Raw genomic sequence first — 24,622 nt, 5'->3', positions numbered from 1 at the left:
TGTAAGGATACGACAGAGTCGAATGGTATTTATCCCGTCAAGATCCCTCAGTAATGACAATTAGAAACAACTAAGCCCACGCCGTATGCATGATAGCGGTGAGATTCGAACTCAGAGTATGGCTTTGGCAGTGGTTCATCAAAATCCACAACCAGAACTTTCTTGCTAGGATTATCTTGCAGGAACAGCCAAGCTTCAATTAATGCGCTCTGGAAGGTGTTTTCAGAAGCGGAAATAGAGGTGAGTGGAATCGGCTGCTTTGTCGCTATAGTTGTTAGCCCTGCTGCTGTGTTATGTACAGACTGGGCAAAAGCCATCGGCGACGTTTCCTCACCTTTTAAGATATTTTCAATCAAGGTCACACTGCGGTGGAGTTCGCCATGGCGACTAGAAAAAATAAGATAGCTCACATCGTGGTGCTTTAAGAGCTCGATAGCAGTTTTAACCGCCAGCTTGCTAACTTGACTCATACGCCTGCGCATCATGGCTGGGATATCAGATACATTCAGCAAGGATTCTTCGGGCCAACGGCCACTTGATGCCCATTGCTTCCAATCATCGGTTGTCGTGAATCCTGGAGAATTAGCTAACCAAGCGTCGATATTAAACGAAATTTTGATCTTGGATTTTTGCATATTTTATTAAAATTGCTTTATTTTATTGCTCATTACAATATAAGCTTCAGCCGAATCATCATAAAGGAAATTATCATGTCACGTTTAAAGCTGTATATATCAGTGTTATTAACTTTTCTTCTTTTCGGTTGCAGTCGATTACAACCTGTATTGAATGTAGAGGATACTCCAGTTGCTTATGATCTTCAAAATAAACAAGTAAAAGCGGCGATTGTGCAATCTGCAACCAATCGTGGTTGGACGATTAAAGAAATGAGTCCAAATGTATTAATTGCAAAACTTAGGGTTCGTAGCCATATGGCCGAAGTAAAAATTCCATATACTAACAAATATTATTCAATTATTTATCTCAACTCAGAAAACCTCAAAGCAGATGATGGAAAAATCCACCACAACTACAATCGTTGGGTGAATAACTTAAACGTCGATATTCAGAGAGCAATAGCTCTATGGGGTGTGGAGTCTCAGAAATAATATTTTAAGTCGTTTTTCTGTTAGATTAAAATATTGGTCTTCTCAACTTGTCAAAGTGAAGAAAAACTCAAAAATTATTTTTAGTAATGGGTTTATAGAAGTCGTTGAGGTAGCGACAGAGAGAACCGACAATATTGAGTTTTCGTTTACGTTGTTAGTACTTCAAGCAAACCAGAAAGTAAAATGATAAAAGAACAAAAGCAAGTCGTTATCGTTGGAGCCGGACCTTCCGGCTCCACCGCTTCTGCACTACTAAATGCGCGTGGAATTAATGTCATTGTGATTGAAAAAGCACTATTCCCACGTTTTTCCATCGGTGAGAGTCTACTTCCTGCATGTATGGAAGTAGTGGAGCAAGCTGGTATGTTGGATGCAGTGCGCCAACATGGATTCCAGTACAAAGACGGGGCTGCATTTCGCCGAAATGGCGTTTATACCCAATTTGATTTTACTGATAAATTCACGGCAGGGCCGGGGACAACCTACCAAGTACAACGCGCCAGTTTCGATAAAGTATTGGCAGACAGTGCAGTTGAACAAGGAGTAGAAATTCGTTACCAGCACGAATTAACAAATATTCAGTTTGAAGGTACAAAGTCTATTCTGAGTGTGATCGGTGCTGACAAACAGGCTTACCAAATCGAAGCCGATTATGTGCTAGATGCGAGTGGTTTTGGTCGTGTTCTTCCTCGCCTATTAAACTTAGGGGAGCCGTCATGTTTTCCGCCGCGAAAAGCAATTTTCACTCACATTGAGGGGCATATTTGCTTTGAAAAGCTTGAATATGATCGTAATAAGATACTAATCTCCGTTCACCCTGAAAATCATAATGTGTGGTATTGGCTGATACCATTCTCAAATAATACATGCTCTTTTGGTGTCGTTGGGAAACCTGAGTTTTTTGAGAGTTATTCAATCGATAATAAAACTGCACTTAAGCAATTGGCAAATGAAGAACCAGGACTTAAAAAGCTGCTCAGCCAAGTTGAGTATCCAAATGCTATTGGAGAACTTGGTGGCTATTCGACAAACGTCAAACACTTAGCAACGTCTCATTATGCACTACTTGGTAATGCAGGTGAGTTCCTTGACCCCGTGTTCTCATCAGGCGTAACCATTGCCATGAAATCGGCGCTAATTGCTGCAGATTGTATTGAACGCCAGCTAAATGGTAGAACTGTCGATTGGCAATCTGATTATGCTGATCGCTTAATGGTCGGTGTCAATACTTTCCGTACTTATGTGGAAGGTTGGTATGAAGGTACGCTACAAGATGTCATTTTCCACCAAAACCCCAATCCACGTATCAAACAGATGATTAGCTCAATTCTCGCTGGTTATGCATGGGATGAGGCGAATCCATATGTGGCACATAGTAAGCAGCGCTTATCAACATTGGCTGAGTTGGTAAGAGGAGAGGTCGGATGACTTGCAGTGAGTCAAATGCTCAGAAACTCACAATCTAATTTAGAATTTTGTTTCTAGATGTAAGTTACTTCATCACCAAAACAACAAAGGCGCTCATTGAGCGCCTTTGTGTTATCTGTCGAAAGTAACCGGTGATTACTTCTTACGGCAGAACTCTGCGATTACGTACATAGACTGGCCGCCGTTGGCTTTGCCTGAGATAAGCTTAGGATCATCGCCAATACTGATGCCGCGGATAACCGTGCCTTGTTTAATCACTTGGTTGGTTCCTTTCACTGGGAGATCTTTAATTACCGTTACGTCGTCACCTTTTTTCAGTTCAACGCCGTTGCAATCAAGTGGCTTATCATCATCAGACATGCCTTGCATGGCCCAGTTCATTGTTTCTTCTTCCATGTACATCATGTCTAGCGCGTCTTGTGCCCAGCTTTCGCTGTTTAAGCGAGTCAGTTGTCGCCAAACGGTGACTTGAACGGCAGGGACTTGACTCCACATGCTGTCATTGAGGCAGCGCCAGTGGTTTACATCTTCAGGGTTGTCAATTTCGCTAAGACACTTGTCACACGCCATCAGCGCCTGATCAACGGTAACATGACCGTGTGGTGGAACTGGGTAGGCAGTTAGTGGTGTGTCACTGCCGCACAATTCGCATTTTGATTGGCAACGTTCCAACATAGTCGCTTCTGAAGACATAATAAGCTCACATATTATAGGTAATTAATTAAGGCGCCTATTATCCACGTTATGGCCTGAAAATAAAGGCCTATGTGGATTATGAGCAGTTAGGTCTCTTTACGTTATAAGTGGGTAACGTCGCTATTTTTGCTGAGAGATCTTGTATGCGTGTGCTGTGCGATGGGTGGGTCGACAACAGTTCCGGCGGTTGGCTCCCCCCAGACGCTTTGGCCATATTTTTCCATAATTCAATACTTTGGTTAGGATCAAAGCCAGCTTTGGCCATCAGTTCCAATCCAACTAAATCGGCTTCGGACTCTTGTGTTCTGCCATAGGGAAGCAGTACACCATATTGAACACCGAGTCCTAGCGCAGCCATGGTCGCATTTTGATATTGAGCGTATTGTGATGGAGGGCCCACCATAGTGGTTGAGTAAGCAGCTTACCGAACATAATCGAACAGAATCACACAACAAGAGATGACCGTTCGAATAATGACATAAAAGCTAGGCGAGCTAACTCTGATAAAACGTCTTTTTGGTTTTATTTGAGTTAGGGTGCAAACGGGGGGAGGCCCTGGGCCGCAGGGGGTGATAAGCCCCCTGATAAATAGCCCTGTTATTTACCTTTATCTTCAAACACACAGAGCATGGAGAGCGTCTTCCTCTTTTACTCGTCAAGCTCTGAAGCAATATCACGCAAGACACTGGCCCACTGCTTTCTGATATCACTATTCAGTGATGTGTTATCAAAACACTGTTTGAGCGAGAACGAAGACACGGGTATTTCAGGTGATAAACTAACACTGACATTGCCTGTGGCAACATTATCAATAATCAATGCGGGTTTGATTGGCCAAGATAGGCCTTTGGGGTCGGTTTCATACTGCATAGCTCACCTATCCGCTCATGGCGGTTATTGTTAAAAGTATTAGGGGACACTTTAAGCATAGCGGGTTGTTCTGCATTGTTTATGCACAAGCCCAATCTCTATATCTCTATAGCTACCATGAACTTTTATTTTTTCCCACAAACGAAACCGTTCAACGTCAGAAGCCATATCACTTCGAATGTCTGGGTGGCCAAAATTTGATTGGTGAAGTTGCCAAAACACCTCATAGATAATAATAAATACTTGAAATTATTGTTATCATTACACTTATTTAACATGAGAATCGTTTATTAGAAGGTGTATAGATGATATTTATCCGTACCGAGGGTGGTATAGAGAAACATGCCGATTGGGAGGTTGTTGCTTCGCGCGTCAGTTACCAAACAGAACACACCCCAGATGATGCAGAGTTGGTTGAAATTATCGGATATTATGAACTAGAAAAAAGCAAAGATGTAGTCTCAGTAGCTGCCACACAGCACATAACAAGTGGGCCAATTTGTCGGTTTACTTTAAGTACCCAGAGTACGTTCGAAAGGCATATACACCACGAATGCTATCGAGGCAGTACATCGCCAGTTCCGTAAACTGACTAAAACTAAGGGTGGGTTCCCGAACGAAAATAGCTTGCTAAAACTGCTGTACGCTGGAATATTGAACGCTTCTAAGAAGTGGACAATGCCAATCCAAAACTGGAATATGACATTGTCTCAGTTAGCGATTCATTTTGATGGGCGCTTGGATGACGTCTTAGATATCTAGCCAAAATTAGCTGACACAGATTTTTGAACGCCCTCAGATTAAATTTTCCAACTACAGGTGAGTGGGTTAGTACTGTTGCCAGCGATGGTATCGAACTCGATGCTTAAACAAATACACGAACAGGTTCACTCGTTGCTCCCTAACTCCAAAGTTTTACAGTATATTTTCCAGCACTTGAGTTCCAAATAGAGGTTTTATTTGGCAGAGAACCCAGTATTTCCCCCGCCAAACATTAAGGACGATCATTCTAGCTGAATATTTGAATGAACAAGCCCAAACTTGATTTCTAGCTGCTCTTTAATAGCCACTAGAACTTTACTGTGATCAGCGCCTTCTTTAACACTCGCGTGCAAAGTGAGGATCGACCGCTCATTGGTCAAAGACCATATATGGATATGATGTACATCAACTACATCCGGCACGGCTTCTCCAAGCGCTTTTCGAACTTCTTCTTGGCCAATATCTTTGGGTGCCCCTTCAAGAATGATGTATCCTGAATCCTTAACAATTTTATAAGCGGCCTTAAGTATCAACACCGCAACTAAAACGGAAAGGATAGGGTCAATAGGCATCCAACCTGTCAACATAATAACAATAGATGCAAAAATAGCAGCTACAGAGCCAAGTAAGTCACCCATTACATGCACTGCTGCACTCTTAATGTTCAGGTTTTTATTTTCTCCACGCAAAATAATGAAAGACACTATGTTTACCACAAGCCCCAGCACAGCAATTATCAACATGGGGGTGGGCATGACTTCAATAGGAGTCCCAATACGCTGATAAGCCTCGTAGAATATCCAACCTGCTATAGCGAAAAGGGTCAAACCGTTTACAAAGGCGGCAAGAACCTGAAAGCGGTCATAACCATAAGATAATTTTGAATCAGGGGGGCGACGAGATAGCTTGAAAGCACAAAAAGATAGGAACATTGCAGCAAAGTCGGTTAACATATGTCCAGCATCAGCTAGAAGAGCCAAAGAGCCTGATACTACCCCACCAATAATTTCGGCAAACATAAATATGCCAGTTGGTATCATTGCCCAAATCAAACGCCGCTCACTGCTCATCCCATTCATAAACCCTCCGGTATCATAATGATAAAGTATTCAGGAACATAGTAACATCTGTTAAACTTTTTAACAGTTTTATTAAGATCCCAGAGTACTAAACTGAAGATGAACAACAAATTATGATTTCGTTCAACCTCGATTTGTCATGGTGATTTTGTATTTAAGCAACGGAGCAAAAAGATTATGAAAAAAATACCTTACTGGGCTATGGCTGCTGTTTTTATCCTGTCTTTAGTAGCGGGTATAGTGAATGCTATTGGTTTCTTGGGGGTAAAAACGGAAGCGGTTTCGCATCTTACAGGCACGAGCACACTATTGGGAACTGTGTTATTTAATGATGGGTTAATGTCCTTACACATATTTATCGTAATTCTATTATTTGTTATTGGTTCGGCTCTATCAAGCTTTCTTATTTCGTTACCTCCATGGCAAACAGGTAAAATATACAGTCTATTGTTGTTAGCAGAAGCACTACTTTTTACTATCTCTTCCGTTCTATTAGGAAAAGGTGGGATGACTGGTGTCCACCTAGCATCCCTTGCCTGTGGGATACAAAATGGTATGACTACAATCTTTAGTGCTGGGCCAGGACGAACTACTCATGTTACTGGGACATTTACCGATATTGGTATTATGGCTGGCTCAGCGCTCAAGGGGGAGAGTATTGAAAGACGGAAAATGACTATGTTAGTCTCTCTTGCCGTTGGATTTATATCGGGTGGAGTAGTGGGATATTATTTATTTGAAAAAATTTCTTTTTCATCACTACTGGTGCCAGCCGTGATCTGTTTAATCCTAGGCATTACGTGTTATATCCATTTAAGAAAAAAAGAGAATGGACAAGCATTTGTTCATCAAGGATCATGATTATCTAACCTTGTGTAAGGGGTTTTGTGCGAGTAGAACGACCTAGTTACCTAGGCCGAACCCTCTCAGAACCGGACGTGCGGAACTACCGCATCCGGCTCCCGAATAAACAGGCGTCCCCACGCCATCTTCAGTGAACGTTAAAGCACAGATTTTGCCTTAAACCACTCTCTACGTGGAAATCGAATTATGTCCAAGATGGTAACAAACCTTGACCATGTCATTTGTTCAAAAGATTGAGAGCCAAGTGTACTCATATCTTGATCGGAAAAAAGCAGTAATTGCTGACGACCTGTAGGAGAAGAGCTGCACGCCATCAAGCTGATTACACTTAATAAAGTGATATGTTTCAATGAATTATGCATAGGATATTCGGTATGATTGTTATTATTCCTTTAATCATACCATTTAGCTAAAATGCTCGGTAATTAATAATGTGAGAACTTGTATGACAATATGGAAAAAGCCCTTTGATCTCGACAGCTTAAACGCGACCTCAGAAAATACCTTAATGCGACATTTAGACATTGTTTATACCCAATTTGGTGATAATTTCATCGAAGCGACCATGCCAGTTTGTCATTTTACTCACCAACCACTAGGCATGCTTCATGGCGGTGCATCGGTGGCGCTAGCGGAAACACTTGGCTCCATGGCGGCCAATATGTGTGTAAACGGGGATTCCTATTGTGTGGGATTAGATATCAACGCTAATCATGTGCGTTCAATGCGAGAGGGTAACGTCACCGGACGCGCTGAGCCTTTGCATTTGGGTGTTTCGACACAAGTTTGGCAAATCGATATTCGTGACGATAGAGAACGGTTAGTTTGTACCAGTCGCTTAACCATTGCAGTAAAAAAGAAGCGAAATGCCAAGCATTCGTTTAAGGAAAACTAGATGGTGATTGATTTCTCGGGTGGCAAAATCATTGTTACCCCTCATGAGCTTGTGATTAAAGTGTCGTCGGAACATAGGATCAGTTTACAAGCCCATGCTGATGCTATTTCGCTCATCGGGAGAGGAGCGAATGTCATTGCGGCGAATGGGTCGGAAAATAAATGGTCAATTAAGTTAGATAACGAGCAGCAACTTAATCAAATTGCCGGCCAAATTGGGGTTGAGGTCCAATAAAAGCAACGTAGGCTTGCTAAATTTTCCATAAATGGGGAAACTTAATTGAGTTTTTTTAATTGAGATTTCCTCTTTATGAGTAGCCCCAGATTACGCAAGCAATTTGAAACCCTGTTTGAGCACTATGATGGTAAAGATAGTGGTGTTCAACTGGAAGAAATTACCGACGTACTATTTTGTACACGGCGTAATGCGCGTATTGTGCTAAACAAAATGGAGGAACAGGGGTGGATCGAGTGGCATCCTTCTCCCGGTAGAGGGAAACTCTCACAGCTTAACTTTAAACGCAGTCGTACCGATGTAAGTAAAAACCTTGCTAGGCGTTACTTAGAAGAAGGAAAAATAGCTCAGGCACTGAATGCATTGGACCAAGACACCGCTAAATTGGCTCAAGTAGTAGAAAGTTATTTAGGCGTTCAGCAGCAAGAAGGGCAGCAAGTATTACGGCTTCCATATTACCGAGCCTTGTCGATGCTAAACCCACAAAAGCACATACGACGCTCTGAACAGCACATCGCCACTCAAGTCTTTAGTGGTTTAACCCGCATGGATGAGAATGAATCTCTTGGGCCTGATCTCGCGCACCGTTGGGACATGCTTTCTCCGACCCACTGGCGCTTTTATCTCAGACCCAATGTTCGTTTTCACAATGGTGATCTTCTTACTACCGAAATAGTGGTAGAGTCAATACAAAACCTCAATGCTAAGCCGCTTTATCGTCATATAAATCATGTGGTTAGTCCCAGTCGACATGTGGTGGATGTGTTGCTCGATAAACCGAATTACTATCTGCCATTGATGTTGTCAGAGTCTGACGCAAAAATAACGTTGCCAGAGGGCTCGCGTGCAACCGATTACGATCAAATACCCGTTGGCACGGGCCCTTATAAAGTGGTTACCAACACCGAGACACGCCTTGTTTTGCAAGCTTTTGATGCCTATTTTGGCTTTAGACCGCTAATGGATAGAATTGAAGTGTGTGTGATCCATGATATTCACGCATTGATCTTGTGCCCCAGTATGGAAAGCCCAGCCAAACAGTTATCTGAAAAGCCGACGGATGTGAAGTTAGATCCGGGATGTACCTATCTTCTACTTAATCGCCGTAACGGTCTTGCTAAGTCTGTTCAGTGGGCGAACTATTTTAGTCATCGTCTTGGATCTTTGAACGTATATCATCAGCTGCCACAAGAAAAAGTGGTTGAGCTGGGCATACTGCCCGCACATGGTCTAAAACCCGGTTGGTATCATCATACCACCCAAGGACAGTATACTTCGCCACCTGCTTATCGTAGGGTGACCATTGCTTATCATGGCGAGCACCCGACATTTTCAATTCTTATCCCAAGCATTGAATCTCTGCTGAAAAGAGATAACCTTGAGGTTGAGCTTATAAAATACGACCTGACGTTACCCATTCCGGAAAATGTGGATATTTGGCTAAAACCAATGGGCATTTCCAATCATCGTGATGATGGTTTGGCGGGTTGGCTGCTCAATTACAGTGACATAGAGCAGTTTTCCCAGACTGATGATTTCAATTATTGGGCGGGCTTGGTGGAGCAATGGCAAGCTGAAGACGGCAGGATCTTCCCAGCAAAAGAGATTGGTAAATCTTTGGTAGAACGTATGCAAATTATACCTATGTTCCACTGCTGGTTGGGAATTGGTCGAGATCAATGTGGATCACTACAAAACGCAAAATGTAATGCGCTTGGATGGTTTGATTTTAGTCAGGTATGGTTTAAACCGGATACGACAATAGAGCAGTGAAGTGATTGATGGCTAAACCCAATAGAAAGCCACCAGCGAAAGCAGTGGATATTTTTTGCGCCAAGTGTCGATCGAATTTGTTCAAGTATCGAAAAGGTGGCAAAGGCGCTTTGATAAAGTGTTTTAAAGAGCGGATTGTGGAAGATTATACGTCGACGTCATGCCTGTGCCCTGAATGTGGCAGTGAGTTTGCGCGAGAGGCGCTAATACGAGGTACGCCAGCATTCAAAATTATTGGTGGCAAGGTTTCGTTCAAATAAAAGATGTGATTAATGCAGTGTGCTATTAATCAATCTAAGGTTTGACTTTTAAGGCTTTAGCCACAAAACCTGCAAAAAAGCGTTTCTGAGATATCATTGACTGCCTAAGCTGATAGAATACTGGCGTCAGACGTTTATTTTATTTAACTTAGTAGAGGTTCTTTGTGGAACTAGGCCTAATTATCGCTTTTATTGTTGCTTGTGCTGTGATGGTCAAAAAAGAGATGGCAAATTCGAAATAAGTGCAGGTTCGTTCACAACGGTTTTTACGCCCTTTTGAACGAAGATAAGAGAAAAGCTCCCAGATGGGAGCTTTTTTAGTGGGTTAGAATTCATATTTTGCAGTGATGGCCCAGTTGCGATCTGCCTGAGTCCGGTCATCATATAGCTCGGTTTTACCCCGTACATCACTCCATTTCCAGTACTTTCGGTCCGTTAAGTTAAACAAACCAGCTGACAAGGTGAGATCTTTAATTGGTCGATAATACGCGGTTAAATCTATCACTGTTGCACTCGGAGTACCGACTTGAACACCATTTGGTGAAGCAGTGAAGTCAGCGGTAGGGTTTATATCTGACATCTTTTTCTCAGCATAATAGTTGAGTGCAATGCTGCTTCCCCAAGTATTGTCTGGTGAGTCATAGTCAAGCGATGTGACTGCATTCCATGGGTTAACCGAGTTGAGCGGCTGCTTTTCGCCATCTTCACCTTCTGTGTAGCTGGCAGCAAAGCGGGTTGATATCCCCTCAGGCAGCTCAAATACATCACTGACCATGATCCGGCTTGAGAACTCGATTCCCTTAATGTTTGCTTTGCCGACATTTTGATATTGATAAGTATTCGAACCGATAGTCACTTGATCAATAAAGTTACTGTAGTCGCTATAAAAGACTGCTATTTCAGACTTAGAGTAGTTATTGGTGTAGCGATAACCCGTTTCATAAGTGATACTTTCTTCAGCTTTGAGATTTGGGTTTGGAAGGTTAGTATAAGTCTGTCCAGGCATTGAAAAGTATAACTCTTCAAACGTTGGCGCTCTGTATCCCTGACTCACTTGACCAAACACCTTAGAATGATCAGTGATTGAATAAATAGCACCCAGTCTTGCGGTTAGTGCTGAATTCGTGCTGGTTTGATAACTTTGCCCAGAAGTAATGCCAGCGGTCGAATTATCTGGCTTGGTTTCATAGCTATCCCAGCGTACTCCTGGTGTAATAGCCAGCGTATCTTCAAGTAACGATATTTGATCTTGCAAGAACAGGCCTATGCGAGTTTCTTTTGCATCGGGTTGATAAAAATTCAGCGAGGTTTGATTGTTACTGCGCTTAAAAGTCTTATTTAAGTTTGCAATATCTTTTGTTGAGTAGGCGAGACCATAGGTGATGAACTGCTCAGTATTCTCTGTTGATACACCCTTATTGAACTGGAAGTCCGTCTGAATGCCTTTATCTTCATAGGTGTAATCTTTTATCTCATCGACTGGCCCATATTGTGTTGTGCCTTGCCGGTCGGTAGTATTGGTTTGTTGATGAGATAGCCAAGTTAGCTGGCTGCTGATGGAATCGGCCAACAAACTTGACCCTTCCCAGATATGTTTTAAGCCTAGCTTATTTCGTTCTGTTGTATCATCACGTTTATAAGAAGGGAATGAAGAGTGGGCGATGTTTCCCGTGCTACTCTCGTTAATAAGTTCACCGATAAATTCTACACGGTTCGCTGAGTCAACTTGGTACTGTAGTTTTACTAGAAGGTTATCTGCCTTAGCGTCCAAATCTTTGGCTGAGTAGTTTTGGTAGTCTCCATTAGCAAAGTTTTCAATCAGCTCTGAGTCATTGCGCGTGTAGGCAACCATAGACTCTAAATCTCCACTGCGATTGGCTAAGACTACATTTTCAGTGAAAGAGTCGTTTCGCGAGGCGAAACCTAGCTTTATTTGCCCACCAAATGTTTCGCCTTCTTTTAGGAAGTCACTGGGATCTTTCGTTTGAAATGCAACAATGCCATCAGAGCCATATAAGCTTGACGCAGAGCCTTTCACAACCTCAACCCTTTTAATCATGTCAGTGTCTAGAGCAATACGTCCGGATGAAATAAAATCGTAGGTTTGGTCGTACAAATAAGGCTGGGCAACGCCATCAACTAAAATGTTAACTCGGTTACCTTGCATTCCGCGAATATTAATCTGCTGGATTCCCATGCGTCCGTTAGACACAGCGTCAACACCAGGAGTGTATTTGAGGACATCGTCCACATTGGATGCGAGCGTTTTTTCAATCTGTTCGTCAGTGACAACAGAAATTGAACCAGCGACTTCTTCAAGTTGTTGTTCATTGCGCGTGGCAGTCACTACAACTTCGTCAAAAAGGGCATAATCATCTGCATAGACATGCGATGAACAAGCCAAAAGTATCGAGGCTGACAAGAAGGATTTGTTATACATTTGCATTTACCTAAAGTACGTCTTAAAAATGATGCGGACTGAACTTTAAAGGATCTAAATGATAATTACTATCGTTATCATTTCTGTGTTTTTAGTTGGTGTTTTCGTTTCTATGCTGCCATAAGATAAAAAATCATCTAAAATACAGTGAGATAAAATTTGATTGGCTAATTTCAAACCAATTCTGGCTTGGCTCAACAATGAGATCTTTATCTCATTTTTAACGTAAACAATAAACGGTGGTGATAAAGGTGAGAAATCCAATTACTCTTGAAGCAATGCACATTCTCGATGCTATTGACCGTCGAGGCAGCTTTGCTGCTGCCGCTAATGAGCTGGATAGAGCGCCATCATCTTTGAGCTATCAAATTCAAAAGTTAGAACAAGACTTGGATGTGACAATTTTTGACCGATCCGGACACAAAGCTCGTTTTACTGAAGCTGGTAAATTGATTCTTGAGCGTGGCCGTATGATTCTAGCGGCGACGGAAAAACTGGTTAATGATGCAAGTGTATTGGCCAATGGCTGGGAATTAGATATAACGATTGCGTTTGATGGTATCTTGTCGATTGAGCACTTTTTTCCTATGGTACAACAGCTTGGCAATGTCAGCTCTACGCGCATTCGCTTACAAGAAGAAATACTAGCAGGGTGTTGGGAAGCGTTAGGGGATGGGCGTGCAGATCTGCTGGTTTGCCCCAAGCCTGAAAGTATTCCTCAAGATGTAAAAACACAACCTATTGGTTCAATGACAATGGTTTGGGTTGCTGCACCAGATCATTATGTTCATAAACGCAATGGAGCCTTTGATGACAATGCGCGTGCGAAATACCGTGTGATTGCTATTGCCGATTCTGCAAGAGAGCAACCTGCTATTACAGTTAATATTTTACAAAAGCAGCCAACATTGACTGTGACTAACTTTGCAGCAAAAATCGCGGCTTTGAAATCAGGATTGGGAATAGGGACGTTACCTATTACTGTGGCCGGCCCGCTTATTGAACAAGGCGCTTTAGCAAAAATTTCCGATACACAAGACATCAGTATCGAGATACTACTTGCGTGGAAACGAAATCAAATGGGCGAAGCTAAATCATGGTGTATTCAGTACCTGAAAAAGAATTGGCTAAACACTACTGGGGTGTTGACGGCTCATTGAGTCGTAACACCATATCGGCTATGCCATCTTCAAATTGAACATCCAGTTCAAATCCCAACTTTTGGGCGAGCATTAACATGCCTCGGTTGGTGGGCATAGTGACCCCTGAGATTTGTTTAGTACCCTTTTGACGACAGTACTTGATGATTTTTTGCATCAGAAGTTTACCAAGTCCAAGCCCCTTGAGATCAGAACGGACCAAAATAGCAAATTCGGCATCGGTATTGTCGGGGTTGAGTAAAGCCCGCGAAACGCCAATAATCTCAGGGTCTGAATCAGGATTGGAAACGGCGATAAAAGCCATTTCGCGATCGTAATCGATCTGAGTCAGGTTTGCTAATGCCTCATGGTTAAGTTCACCAACATCGCTGAAAAACCGATTGTAAAGATCCTCTTTGGATACTTTACTCACGAAGTTGGCGTGATTGGGTTCATCTTCGGGGAGAATAGGGCGCATCAAGATGCTGGTTCCATCTTTCAACTGACGTTTTTCCTCATATTCAACCGGATAAGGCCTAATGGCTAATCGTCTTTGTGTATCACCTTGTTTGCATTGTTTAAGGATCATGTCTGCATCCAGAACCGTAAACTGCTCCCCCGTTGCAAGTAGCGGATGGATATCCAGTTCATAAACTTGTGGGCAATCAACGATCATCTGCGAAATACGCACCAACAATTCAGATAGCTTTGCTATATCCATAGGTATGGGTAGCTTCTGAAGGCGAATTTTGCCTTCTTTGATGGCTCGAACAATCAAGTATCTCGCCAAGGTCATATTGAGTGGTGGGAGAGCACAGGTTGCATCAACCGATTCATCCCATTCTGCACCTCCTTGACCAATGAGTATCACTGGGCCAAATGTAGGGTCTGTTTTAACCTTTATGCGTATCTCTTCACCGCCAGCCAGTTTCGCCATCGCTTGGATCAATAAACCATGTATGTTGGCAGAAGGATAATGAAGCTGCGCTCTATCCAAAATAGCCTCTGCCGCACTAGCAACCTCATGGCGATTACGCAAATTCAGCATGACACCCTGAATATCAGACTTGTGGGCAATATCAGGTGAGCGAAGCTTAACCGCCACTGGATAACCAATTTGTTCTGCTATGTGAACAGCTTCACTCACGTCAGAAGCAAGCCAAGTGGCTAGCACATTGAAGTTGAAATATTTCAAGAAGACCCCAATTTGATGAGTATCTAAACTCACACTTTTGTTATCCTGTAACTTATTGCTGATCCACTGCTTAGCTTCCGTCAGCTCACGCATATGCACCGGCTCAGCTGTGGTGGGGGTTTCCATTAACTGTTTTTGATTTCGCCTGTACTCCACAAGATGCATAAAGGCAATCACGGCGCTCTCTGGCGTTCTGTATGTGGGTATGCCAGCATGTGTAAAAATTTGCCGAGCGGGTTTTGCTGTGGTCTCTCCAGACCAATTCGTCAGGATATTAAAGTGTTGACGGCGAGGATGTTGATTGATGGCGTCGACGATAGCTGAAGCCGCATAGTCACTGTTCATACTGGCCGATGGACTATGCATGATTAGGATTGCATCGGTAAAATCATGATCCATCAGCAGTTTTAAGGCTTTGATATATCGTTCATGGTCTGCATCACCAAGTAAATCTACAGGGTTATTTTGGCTCCAACTCTCGGGCAGTATGTCATTGAGTTGTTGGATAAGCGCAGAGGGCAGGGAAGCCAATTGACCTCCTTTCATTAGCAATGTATCAACCGCAATAATAGCGGGGCCACCACCATTAGATAGGATCGTAAGCCTTTCACCACGCAAAGGAATCGAGTGAGTCAGTGTTTCAACGGCGGCGAATAATTCATGCGAATTGTTGACTCTTAGCATTCCTGAGCGCTGAATGGCAGAATCGTAGATAATGTCCAGACTATCTTGGCCACCGGTATGTGCCTGTGCAGCGGTGCGTCCTGCGTGCGTTCTTCCTCCTTTCAGTACGAGAATCCGACGATTTCTTGAAGCTGCGCGAGCTGCAGACATAAAACGGCGTGCATCTTTTATCGTATCGACATAGAGCAGTATTGCTTCTGTTTTGGAGTCCATCGTTAGATAATCGAGCAAGTCTGCAAAATCGATATCTAACGCATTTCCCAAAGAGACAATGGCTGAAAAGCCAATGTCCTTATCATTTGCCCAATCCAAAATGGTGGTACACATGGCCGCTGACTGAGAAATAAAGGCTATTTTGCCCGGTTTGGCGTTGATGGGGGAGCATGATGCATTTAGCTTTGCCCATGGCATGATTATCCCAAGACTATTTGGGCCGAGTATGCGTATTCCATTTTGCTTGGCGATGCTTTGATATTCCGATGGTTCATTTGAGCCGATAGTATCGGCTGAAAGAATGATGATATGTTTGACCTGTTTTGCAGCGAGTTCCTGAATTAACGCTTCATTTCTGCAAGCGTTAGTACACAGAAACGCTACGTCAGGCGCCATAGGTAGAGAAGCTATATCACGGTATGCTAATACACCACATACAGAGTTATACTTTGGTGTTACTGGCATGATGATGCCATCGAACCCACCTTGTAACAGGTTCATCATCACTATGTGTCCAGCGCTCTTGGGTTTGGTTGAAGCCCCCACAACGGCAATAGTTTTCGGCCTAAACAAGGTACTTAGAATATTCATGGTGGGCTCCAAAAATAAGTTTTAATCTTCAGTCTAACGGACCTATCCGACGAAACCAGAATGAAATGAGTGTTGTTATACTCCGATCACCTGACATGCATCTGACTTTGTGTATTATGTCACAGTGTTGGGATAGATAATTCGAATGTTGGCTTGATTCTATGACTATCTAACGGCATGATTTACAGTAACTTCTACAAAAGGCATGTGAAAAATTCATGAAAAAAATAGCAATAGTCAGCTTACCCCTAGTCTTGGCAGCATGTGTATCGAGTGACTATGTCACAGACGTCTCCTCTGAAAGTTACCGTGAAGAATATAAAGTAGCGGTTCAAGAGCCACTTATGTCAGACAGTGGTGTGATGGAAGAGGCAGCAATGACGGTCAAGCCGATGAAAGCTAGCCAAACGGCTAATAAATCGAAACCTGCCGTTGCTATTATTCCTCCGACAGCAAAACAAAAAGCGATGAGTTCTCGTTATGGTTTTACTATTCAGGTCGTGGCGGTTGGCAGCCAGACAAAAGTTGATCAGTTTGCTCGAAAATTACCAAAAGATGGCGAGCCAATCTGGGAAAACTACAAAGTGGTGAATGGAACCAAATGGTATACCATCCTTTATGGTGATTACGCCACGCGTATGGATGCTAAAAAGGCAATCGCGAAGCTGCCGATGGAACTTCAAGATATGAAACCTTTCGTAAAAAGTATTGATGCGATAAAGGGCTCGCAATATCCAACACTCAACAAGTTGAACTAATCACTATTGTAAAAGGGGGGCTGCGGCCCCCTTTTTTATGCGTATAAATTGACCGTTTGAATTGTCAATAATGACATAGTTCAGTCAAATCGATGAATCTAAGCTGATTTTTGATTACTATCGGCTTTTACTATCTCGGTTATTTTACGGAAAAATCCCAAATGACGAATACAACAATTTTACTGCTTTGTGGTGGAGGATCTTCGGAACATGAAGTTTCATTGGTCTCTGCCGACTATGTTCAAGCTCAGCTTGAATCCATTGAACATTATGATGTAGTGAGAGTTGAAATCACTCAGGAAGGCTGGTTCTGCAGCAACGAGATGGTTTATCTAGATACCAATAAAGGCACATTAAATTTCCCTACCAAAGCAACTAAAGTAGATTTCGCTGTACCCTGCATTCACGGTTATCCCGGTGAAACAGGCGATATTCAGTCCATGTTAGAGCTGGCTAACGTGCCTTATCTTGGCTGTGGCCCTGAAGCAAGCACAAATTGTTTCAACAAGATTACGTCAAAGCTATGGTATGACACACTTTCCATTCCAAATACGCCCTACATCTTTTTATCTGAAAATAGTCAACAAGCTTATGAAAAAAGCTTAGCGGCTTATGATAAATGGGGGAACGTTTTTGTTAAAGCAGCTCGCCAAGGCTCGTCTGTGGGATGCTACAAAGTGACAGAGAAAGGGCAACTTAAAGATGCGATTGATAATGCGTTTAAGTATTCAGATCAGGTTTTGGTTGAAAGGGCGGTTAAACCACGTGAATTGGAGGTAGCTGCCTTTGAATTTGAAGGGAAGTTACACATTACGCCTCCAGGAGAAATTAAGGCACCTGAGGATTCGTTTTATTCATATGATGAGAAATACAGTGCAACTAGCAAATCTGTTACCGATGTCGAAGCATCAGAACTGACTGATGAGCAGCGGAGCATTATTGAGGAATCATCGAGAAAAGTATTTGAACAGTTGAAACTTCGCCACTTATCTCGAATTGACTTCTTTTTGACACCAGATGGACAGGTTTACCTCAACGAAGTAAATACTTTTCCTGGTATGACGCCAATATCAATGTTCCCTAAAATGTTAGAACATACTGGTCTTAAGTTTGTGGATTTTTTGAAAGATTGCGTTGAAATGTCACTTAGCGGCAGAGACTCTTAAAATCACGTTGTTAATAAAATAGTTACGGCGTCTCTTTATTTTTGTTGTCATTGTAGTGTCATGATTTTTTTAAGTTTATTTTTATGGGATGGGCTTCAGTAAATTTGCTTTTTGCCGATAAACTTGAATAAGGACAATATACAATTATTATTAAGTTAACTGATTACTAAGATAAAATACTATGGCTGCTGCAACATATCGAGGATTTACCCTCAAAACTGCTGGAAATTCCACCGATGTATGGCAAGTACAGATCAAGGCTCACACTTTATCTGGAAGCATGCCTGCGGTTAAGAAAAGTATTGATTGGTTCTTAGATACCGCCACCATCATTGACCCGAAAGAGTTTGGTTCAATTGGTAACAAGAAACAGCAAGATGGAAGTCCAGTACAAGAAAATTTTCATGGGTACACACTTAAAAATGATACCGGTGAACCAAACGAATGGTATTGCTTTTTTAACGGTAAGCTAATCAAAGGTGGTAAGCTTGCCATGCAAAAGCATATCGAGGCATACTTACTGGCTAAACAGAAAGCAGAACAACAACAGAAGAAATAGTTATTTATGAGTCTCGTATATTCGACAGAGGTCGGCAGAATACAGCCAGAACCGGAAAAGGTTCAGCGGCCTAAAGGTGATGGCATTGTTCGTATACAGCGCCAAACAAAAGGCCGTAAGGGTAAAGGGGTAAGCATAATTACAGGCCTAGATTTAGAAGACGCACCACTCAAACTCTTAGCAGCCGAATTAAAGAAAGTATGTGGATGCGGTGGTTCAGTAAAAGATGGCACCATCGAAATACAAGGTGATGCCAGAGATAAAATCAAAGCGCATCTTGAAAAGAAAGGCCACACTGTAAAACTTGCGGGTGGTTAGTAAGCTAATAGTGAGTTGTTAATCTTTGATTAAACAAATGATTATTAGCTATTTTATGGTAAATCAGGTTATGTTTAATCTAGTAGATATTGTATAAGAGTGTGGAAGCACTCTTTAATATTGGCTACATAATTTAACATAATGTACGTAATGCGCACTAAGAGTCATAAGAATTTGGCGACTTAGACCTGTTCATGTTGTTCATGAAGTCATTAGATGATGAAGACAAAGAGGTAATCAGAAAAATCTTGTTTGGTTTAAGGTTAAGAGCAAGATTTATGGATAGCATGAACGAGGAAGAAGAAAACGAATTGTTTTGATAATTTTCCGGAAGTCCGGAGTTAGTTTGGGTGTAACAGAACACCCAAACTTAAAATAGCTATTTAGCTGCTACGGAATTTATTCCATATCCTTATAGAGTAAGAAGCAAGAAGAATGGCTCCTATAACATAAAAGCCAGCCATGCCAAGAACATACCAGAATCCCCATGCAACCAACGCACAAAGAAGAGAAAAAAGTATTAACCTTATCTTGTCTTTAATAAATGAAATCATATTAATTCTTACGCAAAAGTTTATGACCATCATGACTACTCAGCGCATCATCAGCAGCCCATGAAGGAAGACCCAAAGATTGAAACGCTTCTTTAAATTCTGACCTGCTGCATGATGTTGCTCTCTTTGAGGCCATAAGAGCAGAGCCTATTATGGCCCCTGCCCAAAAAGCAGCGCCAATACCTGCTAATTGTTTACTGGCTCTACCAACAGAAACGACAGAAAGAGGGACGTCAGATGCTTTTGCTGATAAGGCTGTTTCTATTGCTGCAAGAGCACCACTACCTGTTGTTATTGACCCAAAAACTGTTGTGGGTAAAGGAAGGCCCATTGCAGCCATGCTGCTTTCAATATTGTACTCAAAAAGCACATAAAAAAAAGAGACCAAGATTAATACCTTGATCTCTATTTCTTAGTTAGGTGTTGAGCGGTAGTGCTCAAAACGATTCTCAGGAATGGCATGTACGACGCAAGCGTCGACAATGAGCAATCCCCTCGCCCACGTTTTGCGCGGTCTAGGTCTGCGACAAACCACTCAACATAAACACGTACCTAATGCGCACTGGCAATGTAAGCGCAATTTAGTAATGTCAGGGCTTAACCATTTCTGATAAAGAATCCCCTTTTGGCGGCTGGGGAGCAGGACCTTTATTATGCTCAGCTTTGCGAGAAAGACTATTGAGTGAATCGATAATCCTTACTTTGTTCGCTCTGTGTTTGTTCAGATACTCAGGTGTATTAGCTTGCTTAACCAATTCTGATAAAGAGTCCCCTTTAGGCGGCTGGGGAGCAGGACCTTTATTATGCTCAGCTTTGCGAGAAAGACTATTGACTGAATCGATAACCCTTACTTTGTTCGCTCTGTGTTTGTTCAGGTACTCAGGTGTATTAGCTTGCTTAACCAATTCTGATAAAGAGTCCCCTTTTGGCGGCTGGGGAGCAGGACCTTTATTATGCTCAGCTTTGCGAGAAAGACTATTGAGTGAATCGATAATCCTTACTTTGTTCGCTCTGTGTTTGTTCAGATACTCAGGTGTATTAGCTTGCCTGACTATTTCTGATAAAGAAGCCACTTTAGGCGGCTGAGTGTGCCTTACACTGCGTACGTTAAGGGCTAACTCACTTCCATCTTTGTTTGTTGAATTAGATTTTGAAACTGACTTGAGTGACTCAAACGCTCTAACTAGATTTCTCATGAATTTAAATTTCTATGCATCATATGTTGGCACAATTAATAGCAAATTAATGTTTAAAAAAACAGTAGGAGATGTGATTTAGAAACTAATTTCACAGTTTTTCCATAATGCGCACTGGCAATGTAAGCGCAATTTAGTAATGTCCGGTTTGAGCCATTTTAAAATGTCCTTTGAGGACTTCAACCGATGCTAATTCCCATGAGTGACCGAGACATTAATCGTTTTAAAGTGCTGCAATATGCTCGCGAACGCCGCCTTCGTCAAGTTGATGCGGCCGACATACTCAACATAAGCCCTCGACAAGTGCGACGTTTCGTGGTTTCAACCTGGTTAGTGATAGTAAAACCATCCCAAATTGTTCGCTGGGAAATAACTATGAGTGAGCTCTATCTGGTCATGGCTGTCATTCAGTAGTTTGAGCATTTCATTCGCTTCTGACAGCGTTAAACTACGGTTAACCCCTTCAATTTCTTGACACCAATCTACAAATTCTTGCGTGTTGAAAGGAATACGATCTCCTTCTCTATGCTCAAGATAGGACTGGATAACTGACATTGCATCAAAAGACATAATTTACCCCAAATGATTCCTATGAGTTTCAATGCATAATTATAGTTCAGTTCACTACAGGACATTTCTACTTGGGAGGGAACAGGACATTTTAAAATGGGATTGACAGATTATGATGCCACGATTGGCTTGAAAGGCCTTGAATCTCCCTCAAAAGAAAAAGAACTTCCAGCAGCTATATTTTGCTGTATGTGAACTACGTTTCTATCGTTATATGTTAGGTCAAAAATAATGGGGGGCTTAGGAGGAGATGTCAATCGCGCAAGTGTTATCTGCCCTTGCCTTTTATCAGCAACGTTGCCCATTTTATATGTGCCAATCTTTATAGGGGTTGTAAGCTTGATACTGAAAGGCCGCAAAAGTGCGACCTGAGCTTAGTCTTGCGCTTTACTTTTTCTCTTTGGTGACAGTGTGCCCTTTCTCAGCAATATAGAAAACAACAATTTTTGCTGGTTTGTCACCTGAATTCATTCCAAAATGGTATTGATTGACCATTTCTATAATGGTGTTTTTTTCACTGTCTGCGTTTAGTTTTAACACTTTTGAGCGGTCTTCGGTATATACGGTTAACTCACCTTCCAATAGGATGCCAGCGTTAATGACAGGATGGAGGTGAATAGGCAGTGCTTCGCCAGGCTGGATGGTGATTTCTTTGATCGTAACTTCTGGTTGCGCAATGGTTTGACTCGGCAGGCTGTCTCCATTCCACGACTTTGTATCTTTCACTAGGTCAACAGATGTTGCTGCGCTTGTCATAAAGCTAATAGAGGTGAGTAATAGCACTGATAGTGTTTTCATGTTACTTCCTGTTTATTGAGTATCGAGAAAGACAGGAAGATTACCCACATTGTTCTCTATTGAGTAATTAATTGTTAAAAATAAATATAAACACTGGTTAAATATAATCTAATGAAAAATCATTTTATAATGATTAATAATGTATGCATGATGCTAGGTTTACTCAGCTTTAACGGTCTTATTTCAAATAGTCAATCGGAACTATAAGATTATAGTGGTTACCCGTTGGAAGTGCATATCCTTGGCTATTTTGAGAAGATAACGGTATCTCAAGACTTGCCGCTAGGTTTTGTCCGACTATATCTGTGAATAGTTCTAAAAATTCACTCTCTTGTTTCGTTGATGCTGATTTATCAATTGCGGATTCAATACCTGATGGAGAATAGAGGGTAAAGTCCCTAGATTTTATGGTCTTGTTGTAGATGGTGTCTTCAAAGTCTTGTTCGTTGAAAGCGCTCTCAAATGTATGTGGAAGTTTGAAACCTGTTCCAATAATCTGTGTCAGTGCATCACTGATGCTCTTTTTTATCATGCTATCGTAACAATTGGTTGGTTTTTCTATTTCGTTTAAAATTTCCGCTTTATCAGCAGTCAGCCAGTGTTTGGTCTTATGCTTTAGCGCAAATGCAGCCCTAAACTGACAGGCACCATCATCTGGTAGAATGATTTTTTCAACTAAGTAGTCTTTGTCTTTTACAACCGCTGGATTAGGTGTGGCAAATTGTCCATCTTCTAGCTTTGTGTCTAGCCACCACTGGGGTTTAATTGGTTTGGTATCGAATGATTGAATCTTAGATTTTACTAATAGCGGCGGTATGGTATCAGCTTTACCCTCATCGCCGGTAATTTTCGACGCTGCAAAAAGCAGTAATTTAGGGTGCGTATCTAGGATTTCATCGGTAATGAGACTGCTTGAAAACTGAGTGGCAAGGACTTGGCTGCCAGATCTCACCGAACATGCTGCTTTGTAACTTATGTCGTCTTTTTCTCTTGCGATTAATGTGCACAAAAGATCTTGAGCATACGAGGCGACTTCACCCTCGCTAAGTGCAAGGTTTAACAATAACTCTATGCTCTCTTGATGGTCCCCTTTAGCAAGAGAAAATAGCATGTCCAAATATTCTTGTGCGGTTGAATCGTCATTAAGTTTGTCTTCAAGCTTCATGCTGCTGGTTGCACCATTAAGCAGACAATCTATTGCTGGATTATGTTCACTTTCACTATAAATTGATCTGTCACGAGATATTTTCATAGTTGGAGTTATCATAGATGGGTACCCTGCGCCAGTTATAATGAAGACTCCGCCATTAGCTCAGATTTTGCTCGAAATAGCAAAGCCATAAACATGAATATTGATGATATTTCTAACCTTTGAATGTTACGTGATGCGTTACTCATCAGTTTGCACCCTAGCATCATAATGCTAAATGAAGCACAATAGAGGTGATCATGTCTCTGGTACACAATTGTGTTTTATGAAAATACTCTCGATATTCTGGTTTTGTTTTTTGCTCGCGGGTTGTACAAGCTCTCTGTCAAATCCTCGTTCTTTTTTCGAGAATGTAGAGAATGAACATACGATTGGTGAGTTTATACCGGATGGGAAGAAGATCCGTTTTGTTTACACACCAGAGGGAATGGCAAACAGAGAAGTGATTGTCAATTTGGAAGACAGCAATGATTCTATCTCTATGTTCTTTAGGCTATGTGAGAACAATGGCTTGTATGAAGGGATAATCGAGCAAGAACGTGCGCGTATTGAATCAAAGAGCGTTGATTGTAACTCTTGGCTAACACTTACCCCGCTGCTTAACGATAAATATGCTCTATCTTACGAGTTAAATCTATTGATTGGTTTTAAAGTTGAGGTTGGGCCGGAGTATATCCCAGTTATGAAGAAACTGGCTCAATATGGCGCAATCTATAGCCCAGGTGACATTGCTTATCCTCTTCAGCGATACATTAATGATGCCATTGTTGAGGAGACAAAAGTTGAGTTTTTGCCATAGCATTACGATTTAGTTTTGCTACTAATAGCAATCTATTGACTGGGTAAGTCGAGTCGCATCGGGATATCCACCATGCCTCCCCTAGTTCTAATGCCCGCAATGCGCTCAAAGCCAAACTTTTTATAAACATGCTCAGCATGCAGTGCGGAATTCACTGTAAAGTATGACGTGGTTATCTGGCTTAGAATGTCCGACTTTGCTATTTCCCATAATTTTCGAGAAATTCCCTGTCCTTGATACTCGTCGCAGACAAATAAATGGTAAAGGTGAGAATGTTCGCGCATACCGATCACGCCAACAAGTCTGCCATTGTCAGTCGCTATATGGTATCGGTAACCACTCTTAATGTATTCACGGATGTTGTTAGTACTCATAGAATCAAGCAGTGTCTCATGAAAGGTGTCATTACTGAGGGATCTTGACGGGATAAATACCATTCGACTCTGTCGTATCCTTACATTC

Annotated in this window: 23 protein-coding genes and 6 pseudogenes; 15 read left to right on the top strand and 14 right to left on the bottom strand. The window is 41.9% G+C overall.

Annotated elements, in window-relative coordinates; translation table 11 throughout:
- Positions 1-59: 59 nt before the first annotated feature.
- Positions 60-635: pseudogene (locus QQK21_RS12970) on the bottom strand (beta-ketoacyl synthase chain length factor); the annotation flags it as partial.
- 75 nt (positions 636-710) lie between these two features.
- Between QQK21_RS12970 and QQK21_RS12965 the strand changes: the two are divergent.
- Positions 711-1,109 carry a hypothetical protein gene (locus QQK21_RS12965; RefSeq protein ID WP_284192612.1) on the top strand — a complete coding sequence of 133 codons (399 nt, stop codon included), beginning with the start codon at positions 711-713 and terminating at the stop codon, positions 1,107-1,109.
- A 183-nt stretch (positions 1,110-1,292) separates the two neighbouring features.
- Positions 1,293-2,537: an NAD(P)/FAD-dependent oxidoreductase gene (locus tag QQK21_RS12960; RefSeq protein ID WP_284192611.1), complete on the top strand. Its 1,245-nt coding sequence runs from the start codon at positions 1,293-1,295 to the stop codon at positions 2,535-2,537.
- Between the two features lie 135 nt (positions 2,538-2,672).
- On the opposite strand, the gene QQK21_RS12955 is transcribed toward QQK21_RS12960, so the two are convergent.
- From QQK21_RS12955 to QQK21_RS12945, 3 genes and pseudogenes are all read right to left on the bottom strand, one after another.
- The gene (locus QQK21_RS12955; protein ID WP_284192610.1) at positions 2,673-3,230 is read right to left on the bottom strand and encodes a PhnA domain-containing protein; all 558 of its coding nucleotides are present in this window, start codon (positions 3,228-3,230) and stop codon (positions 2,673-2,675) included.
- A 79-nt stretch (positions 3,231-3,309) separates the two neighbouring features.
- Positions 3,310-3,621 (bottom strand): annotated as a pseudogene (locus QQK21_RS12950) (M48 family metallopeptidase); the annotation flags it as partial.
- 260 nt (positions 3,622-3,881) lie between these two features.
- Complete coding sequence (locus tag QQK21_RS12945) at positions 3,882-4,103, bottom strand: hypothetical protein (protein ID WP_284192609.1); 222 nt, start codon at positions 4,101-4,103, stop codon at positions 3,882-3,884.
- Positions 4,104-4,587: 484 nt separating this feature from the next.
- On the opposite strand from QQK21_RS12945, the pseudogene QQK21_RS12940 reads away from it, so the two are divergent.
- A pseudogene (locus QQK21_RS12940) lies at positions 4,588-4,865 on the top strand (transposase); the annotation flags it as partial.
- A gap of 242 nt (positions 4,866-5,107) precedes the next feature.
- Here the strand turns inward: QQK21_RS12940 and QQK21_RS12935 are convergent.
- The gene (locus QQK21_RS12935; RefSeq protein ID WP_284192608.1) at positions 5,108-5,944 is read right to left on the bottom strand and encodes a cation diffusion facilitator family transporter; all 837 of its coding nucleotides are present in this window, start codon (positions 5,942-5,944) and stop codon (positions 5,108-5,110) included.
- 177 nt (positions 5,945-6,121) lie between these two features.
- On the opposite strand from QQK21_RS12935, the gene QQK21_RS12930 reads away from it, so the two are divergent.
- Positions 6,122-6,805, top strand: a complete 684-nt coding sequence (locus tag QQK21_RS12930; RefSeq protein ID WP_284192607.1) for a YoaK family protein — start codon at positions 6,122-6,124, stop codon at positions 6,803-6,805.
- 221 nt (positions 6,806-7,026) lie between these two features.
- Here QQK21_RS12930 and QQK21_RS12925 read toward each other — a convergent pair.
- A pseudogene (locus tag QQK21_RS12925) lies at positions 7,027-7,170 on the bottom strand (M48 family metallopeptidase); the annotation flags it as partial.
- 83 nt (positions 7,171-7,253) lie between these two features.
- Here QQK21_RS12925 and QQK21_RS12920 point away from each other — a divergent pair.
- The 4 genes from QQK21_RS12920 to QQK21_RS12905 all read left to right on the top strand — a co-directional run bounded on the left by QQK21_RS12920 (position 7,254) and on the right by QQK21_RS12905 (position 9,970).
- Entirely contained in the window at positions 7,254-7,703 is a 450-nt protein-coding gene (locus QQK21_RS12920; RefSeq protein WP_284192606.1) for a hotdog fold thioesterase, read from the top strand.
- Positions 7,704-7,937 carry a DUF3389 domain-containing protein gene (locus tag QQK21_RS12915; protein ID WP_284192605.1) on the top strand — a complete coding sequence of 78 codons (234 nt, stop codon included), beginning with the start codon at positions 7,704-7,706 and terminating at the stop codon, positions 7,935-7,937.
- Between the two features lie 75 nt (positions 7,938-8,012).
- Positions 8,013-9,710: an SgrR family transcriptional regulator gene (locus tag QQK21_RS12910; RefSeq protein WP_284192604.1), complete on the top strand. Its 1,698-nt coding sequence runs from the start codon at positions 8,013-8,015 to the stop codon at positions 9,708-9,710.
- Positions 9,711-9,718: 8 nt separating this feature from the next.
- Positions 9,719-9,970, top strand: a complete 252-nt coding sequence (locus QQK21_RS12905) for a hypothetical protein (protein WP_284192603.1) — start codon at positions 9,719-9,721, stop codon at positions 9,968-9,970.
- A 325-nt stretch (positions 9,971-10,295) separates the two neighbouring features.
- Here QQK21_RS12905 and QQK21_RS12900 read toward each other — a convergent pair whose 3' ends face one another.
- Complete coding sequence (locus QQK21_RS12900) at positions 10,296-12,410, bottom strand: TonB-dependent hemoglobin/transferrin/lactoferrin family receptor (RefSeq protein ID WP_284192602.1); 2,115 nt, start codon at positions 12,408-12,410, stop codon at positions 10,296-10,298.
- Positions 12,411-12,661: 251 nt separating this feature from the next.
- Here QQK21_RS12900 and QQK21_RS12895 point away from each other — a divergent pair, with 251 nt between their 5' ends.
- Complete coding sequence (locus QQK21_RS12895; RefSeq protein WP_284192601.1) at positions 12,662-13,570, top strand: LysR family transcriptional regulator; 909 nt, start codon at positions 12,662-12,664, stop codon at positions 13,568-13,570.
- On the opposite strand, the gene QQK21_RS12890 is transcribed toward QQK21_RS12895, so the two are convergent.
- Positions 13,545-16,232 (bottom strand): bifunctional acetate--CoA ligase family protein/GNAT family N-acetyltransferase, encoded by a 2,688-nt coding sequence (locus tag QQK21_RS12890; RefSeq protein ID WP_284192600.1) that lies wholly within the window; start codon positions 16,230-16,232, stop codon positions 13,545-13,547. The two genes, QQK21_RS12895 and QQK21_RS12890, sit on opposite strands and share 26 nt — an antisense overlap.
- A gap of 218 nt (positions 16,233-16,450) precedes the next feature.
- On the opposite strand from QQK21_RS12890, the pseudogene QQK21_RS22325 reads away from it, so the two are divergent.
- From QQK21_RS22325 to yciH, 5 genes and pseudogenes are all read left to right on the top strand, one after another.
- A pseudogene (locus QQK21_RS22325) lies at positions 16,451-16,574 on the top strand (SPOR domain-containing protein); the annotation flags it as partial.
- A gap of 77 nt (positions 16,575-16,651) precedes the next feature.
- Positions 16,652-16,990, top strand: a pseudogene (locus QQK21_RS22320) (SPOR domain-containing protein); the annotation flags it as partial.
- A gap of 161 nt (positions 16,991-17,151) precedes the next feature.
- Complete coding sequence (locus QQK21_RS12880) at positions 17,152-18,156, top strand: D-alanine--D-alanine ligase (protein ID WP_284192598.1); 1,005 nt, start codon at positions 17,152-17,154, stop codon at positions 18,154-18,156.
- A 181-nt stretch (positions 18,157-18,337) separates the two neighbouring features.
- The gene (locus tag QQK21_RS12875) at positions 18,338-18,715 is read left to right on the top strand and encodes a DUF3319 domain-containing protein (RefSeq protein ID WP_284192597.1); all 378 of its coding nucleotides are present in this window, start codon (positions 18,338-18,340) and stop codon (positions 18,713-18,715) included.
- 6 nt (positions 18,716-18,721) lie between these two features.
- A complete protein-coding gene (gene yciH / locus QQK21_RS12870) occupies positions 18,722-19,033 on the top strand; it encodes a stress response translation initiation inhibitor YciH (protein ID WP_284192596.1) in 312 nt (103 codons plus the stop codon).
- A gap of 555 nt (positions 19,034-19,588) precedes the next feature.
- Here yciH and QQK21_RS12865 read toward each other — a convergent pair.
- The 5 genes from QQK21_RS12865 to QQK21_RS12840 form a co-directional block, all read right to left on the bottom strand.
- Positions 19,589-19,975, bottom strand: a complete 387-nt coding sequence (locus QQK21_RS12865; protein WP_284192595.1) for a hypothetical protein — start codon at positions 19,973-19,975, stop codon at positions 19,589-19,591.
- A gap of 202 nt (positions 19,976-20,177) precedes the next feature.
- Positions 20,178-20,783: a hypothetical protein gene (locus QQK21_RS12860; protein WP_284192594.1), complete on the bottom strand. Its 606-nt coding sequence runs from the start codon at positions 20,781-20,783 to the stop codon at positions 20,178-20,180.
- 330 nt (positions 20,784-21,113) lie between these two features.
- Positions 21,114-21,353 (bottom strand): hypothetical protein, encoded by a 240-nt coding sequence (locus QQK21_RS12850; RefSeq protein ID WP_284192615.1) that lies wholly within the window; start codon positions 21,351-21,353, stop codon positions 21,114-21,116.
- Positions 21,354-21,740: 387 nt separating this feature from the next.
- On the bottom strand, positions 21,741-22,151 hold the full coding sequence (locus QQK21_RS12845; RefSeq protein ID WP_284192593.1) for a cupin domain-containing protein: 411 nt from the start codon (positions 22,149-22,151) through the stop codon (positions 21,741-21,743).
- A gap of 178 nt (positions 22,152-22,329) precedes the next feature.
- Positions 22,330-23,418 carry a hypothetical protein gene (locus QQK21_RS12840; protein ID WP_284192592.1) on the bottom strand — a complete coding sequence of 363 codons (1,089 nt, stop codon included), beginning with the start codon at positions 23,416-23,418 and terminating at the stop codon, positions 22,330-22,332.
- Between the two features lie 160 nt (positions 23,419-23,578).
- Here QQK21_RS12840 and QQK21_RS12835 point away from each other — a divergent pair, with 160 nt between their 5' ends.
- Complete coding sequence (locus QQK21_RS12835; RefSeq protein ID WP_284192591.1) at positions 23,579-24,160, top strand: hypothetical protein; 582 nt, start codon at positions 23,579-23,581, stop codon at positions 24,158-24,160.
- Positions 24,161-24,192: 32 nt separating this feature from the next.
- On the opposite strand, the gene QQK21_RS12830 is transcribed toward QQK21_RS12835, so the two are convergent.
- Positions 24,193-24,622: GNAT family N-acetyltransferase (locus tag QQK21_RS12830; protein ID WP_348541497.1), on the bottom strand; the 430-nt coding region annotated here is incomplete at its 5' end.

It is taken from the genome of Vibrio zhanjiangensis, from assembly GCF_030161235.1.
In the GTDB taxonomy this organism is placed as follows: domain Bacteria; phylum Pseudomonadota; class Gammaproteobacteria; order Enterobacterales; family Vibrionaceae; genus Vibrio; species Vibrio zhanjiangensis.
This window is presented reverse-complemented; position numbering and strand designations above follow the sequence as displayed.

Excerpts from the sequence above, each read along its gene's own strand:
- QQK21_RS12915 (WP_284192605.1), top strand. The coding sequence starts at position 7,704 with ATGGTGATTGATTTCTCGGGTGGCAAAATCATTGTTACCCCTCATGAG.
- QQK21_RS12880 (WP_284192598.1), top strand. The coding sequence starts at position 17,152 with ATGACGAATACAACAATTTTACTGCTTTGTGGTGGAGGATCTTCGGAA.
- QQK21_RS12910 (WP_284192604.1), top strand. The coding sequence starts at position 8,013 with ATGAGTAGCCCCAGATTACGCAAGCAATTTGAAACCCTGTTTGAGCAC.
- QQK21_RS12930 (WP_284192607.1), top strand. The coding sequence starts at position 6,122 with ATGAAAAAAATACCTTACTGGGCTATGGCTGCTGTTTTTATCCTGTCT.
- yciH (WP_284192596.1), top strand. The coding sequence starts at position 18,722 with ATGAGTCTCGTATATTCGACAGAGGTCGGCAGAATACAGCCAGAACCG.
- QQK21_RS12845 (WP_284192593.1), bottom strand. The coding sequence starts at position 22,151 with ATGAAAACACTATCAGTGCTATTACTCACCTCTATTAGCTTTATGACA.
- QQK21_RS12905 (WP_284192603.1), top strand. The coding sequence starts at position 9,719 with ATGGCTAAACCCAATAGAAAGCCACCAGCGAAAGCAGTGGATATTTTT.
- QQK21_RS12920 (WP_284192606.1), top strand. The coding sequence starts at position 7,254 with ATGACAATATGGAAAAAGCCCTTTGATCTCGACAGCTTAAACGCGACC.
- QQK21_RS12965 (WP_284192612.1), top strand. The coding sequence starts at position 711 with ATGTCACGTTTAAAGCTGTATATATCAGTGTTATTAACTTTTCTTCTT.
- QQK21_RS12850 (WP_284192615.1), bottom strand. The coding sequence starts at position 21,353 with ATGTCTTTTGATGCAATGTCAGTTATCCAGTCCTATCTTGAGCATAGA.
- QQK21_RS12875 (WP_284192597.1), top strand. The coding sequence starts at position 18,338 with ATGGCTGCTGCAACATATCGAGGATTTACCCTCAAAACTGCTGGAAAT.
- QQK21_RS12835 (WP_284192591.1), top strand. The coding sequence starts at position 23,579 with ATGAAGCACAATAGAGGTGATCATGTCTCTGGTACACAATTGTGTTTT.
- QQK21_RS12935 (WP_284192608.1), bottom strand. The coding sequence starts at position 5,944 with ATGAATGGGATGAGCAGTGAGCGGCGTTTGATTTGGGCAATGATACCA.
- QQK21_RS12890 (WP_284192600.1), bottom strand. The coding sequence starts at position 16,232 with ATGAATATTCTAAGTACCTTGTTTAGGCCGAAAACTATTGCCGTTGTG.
- QQK21_RS12860 (WP_284192594.1), bottom strand. The coding sequence starts at position 20,783 with ATGAGAAATCTAGTTAGAGCGTTTGAGTCACTCAAGTCAGTTTCAAAA.
- QQK21_RS12840 (WP_284192592.1), bottom strand. The coding sequence starts at position 23,418 with ATGATAACTCCAACTATGAAAATATCTCGTGACAGATCAATTTATAGT.
- QQK21_RS12900 (WP_284192602.1), bottom strand. The coding sequence starts at position 12,410 with ATGTATAACAAATCCTTCTTGTCAGCCTCGATACTTTTGGCTTGTTCA.
- QQK21_RS12960 (WP_284192611.1), top strand. The coding sequence starts at position 1,293 with ATGATAAAAGAACAAAAGCAAGTCGTTATCGTTGGAGCCGGACCTTCC.
- QQK21_RS12955 (WP_284192610.1), bottom strand. The coding sequence starts at position 3,230 with ATGTCTTCAGAAGCGACTATGTTGGAACGTTGCCAATCAAAATGCGAA.
- QQK21_RS12945 (WP_284192609.1), bottom strand. The coding sequence starts at position 4,103 with ATGCAGTATGAAACCGACCCCAAAGGCCTATCTTGGCCAATCAAACCC.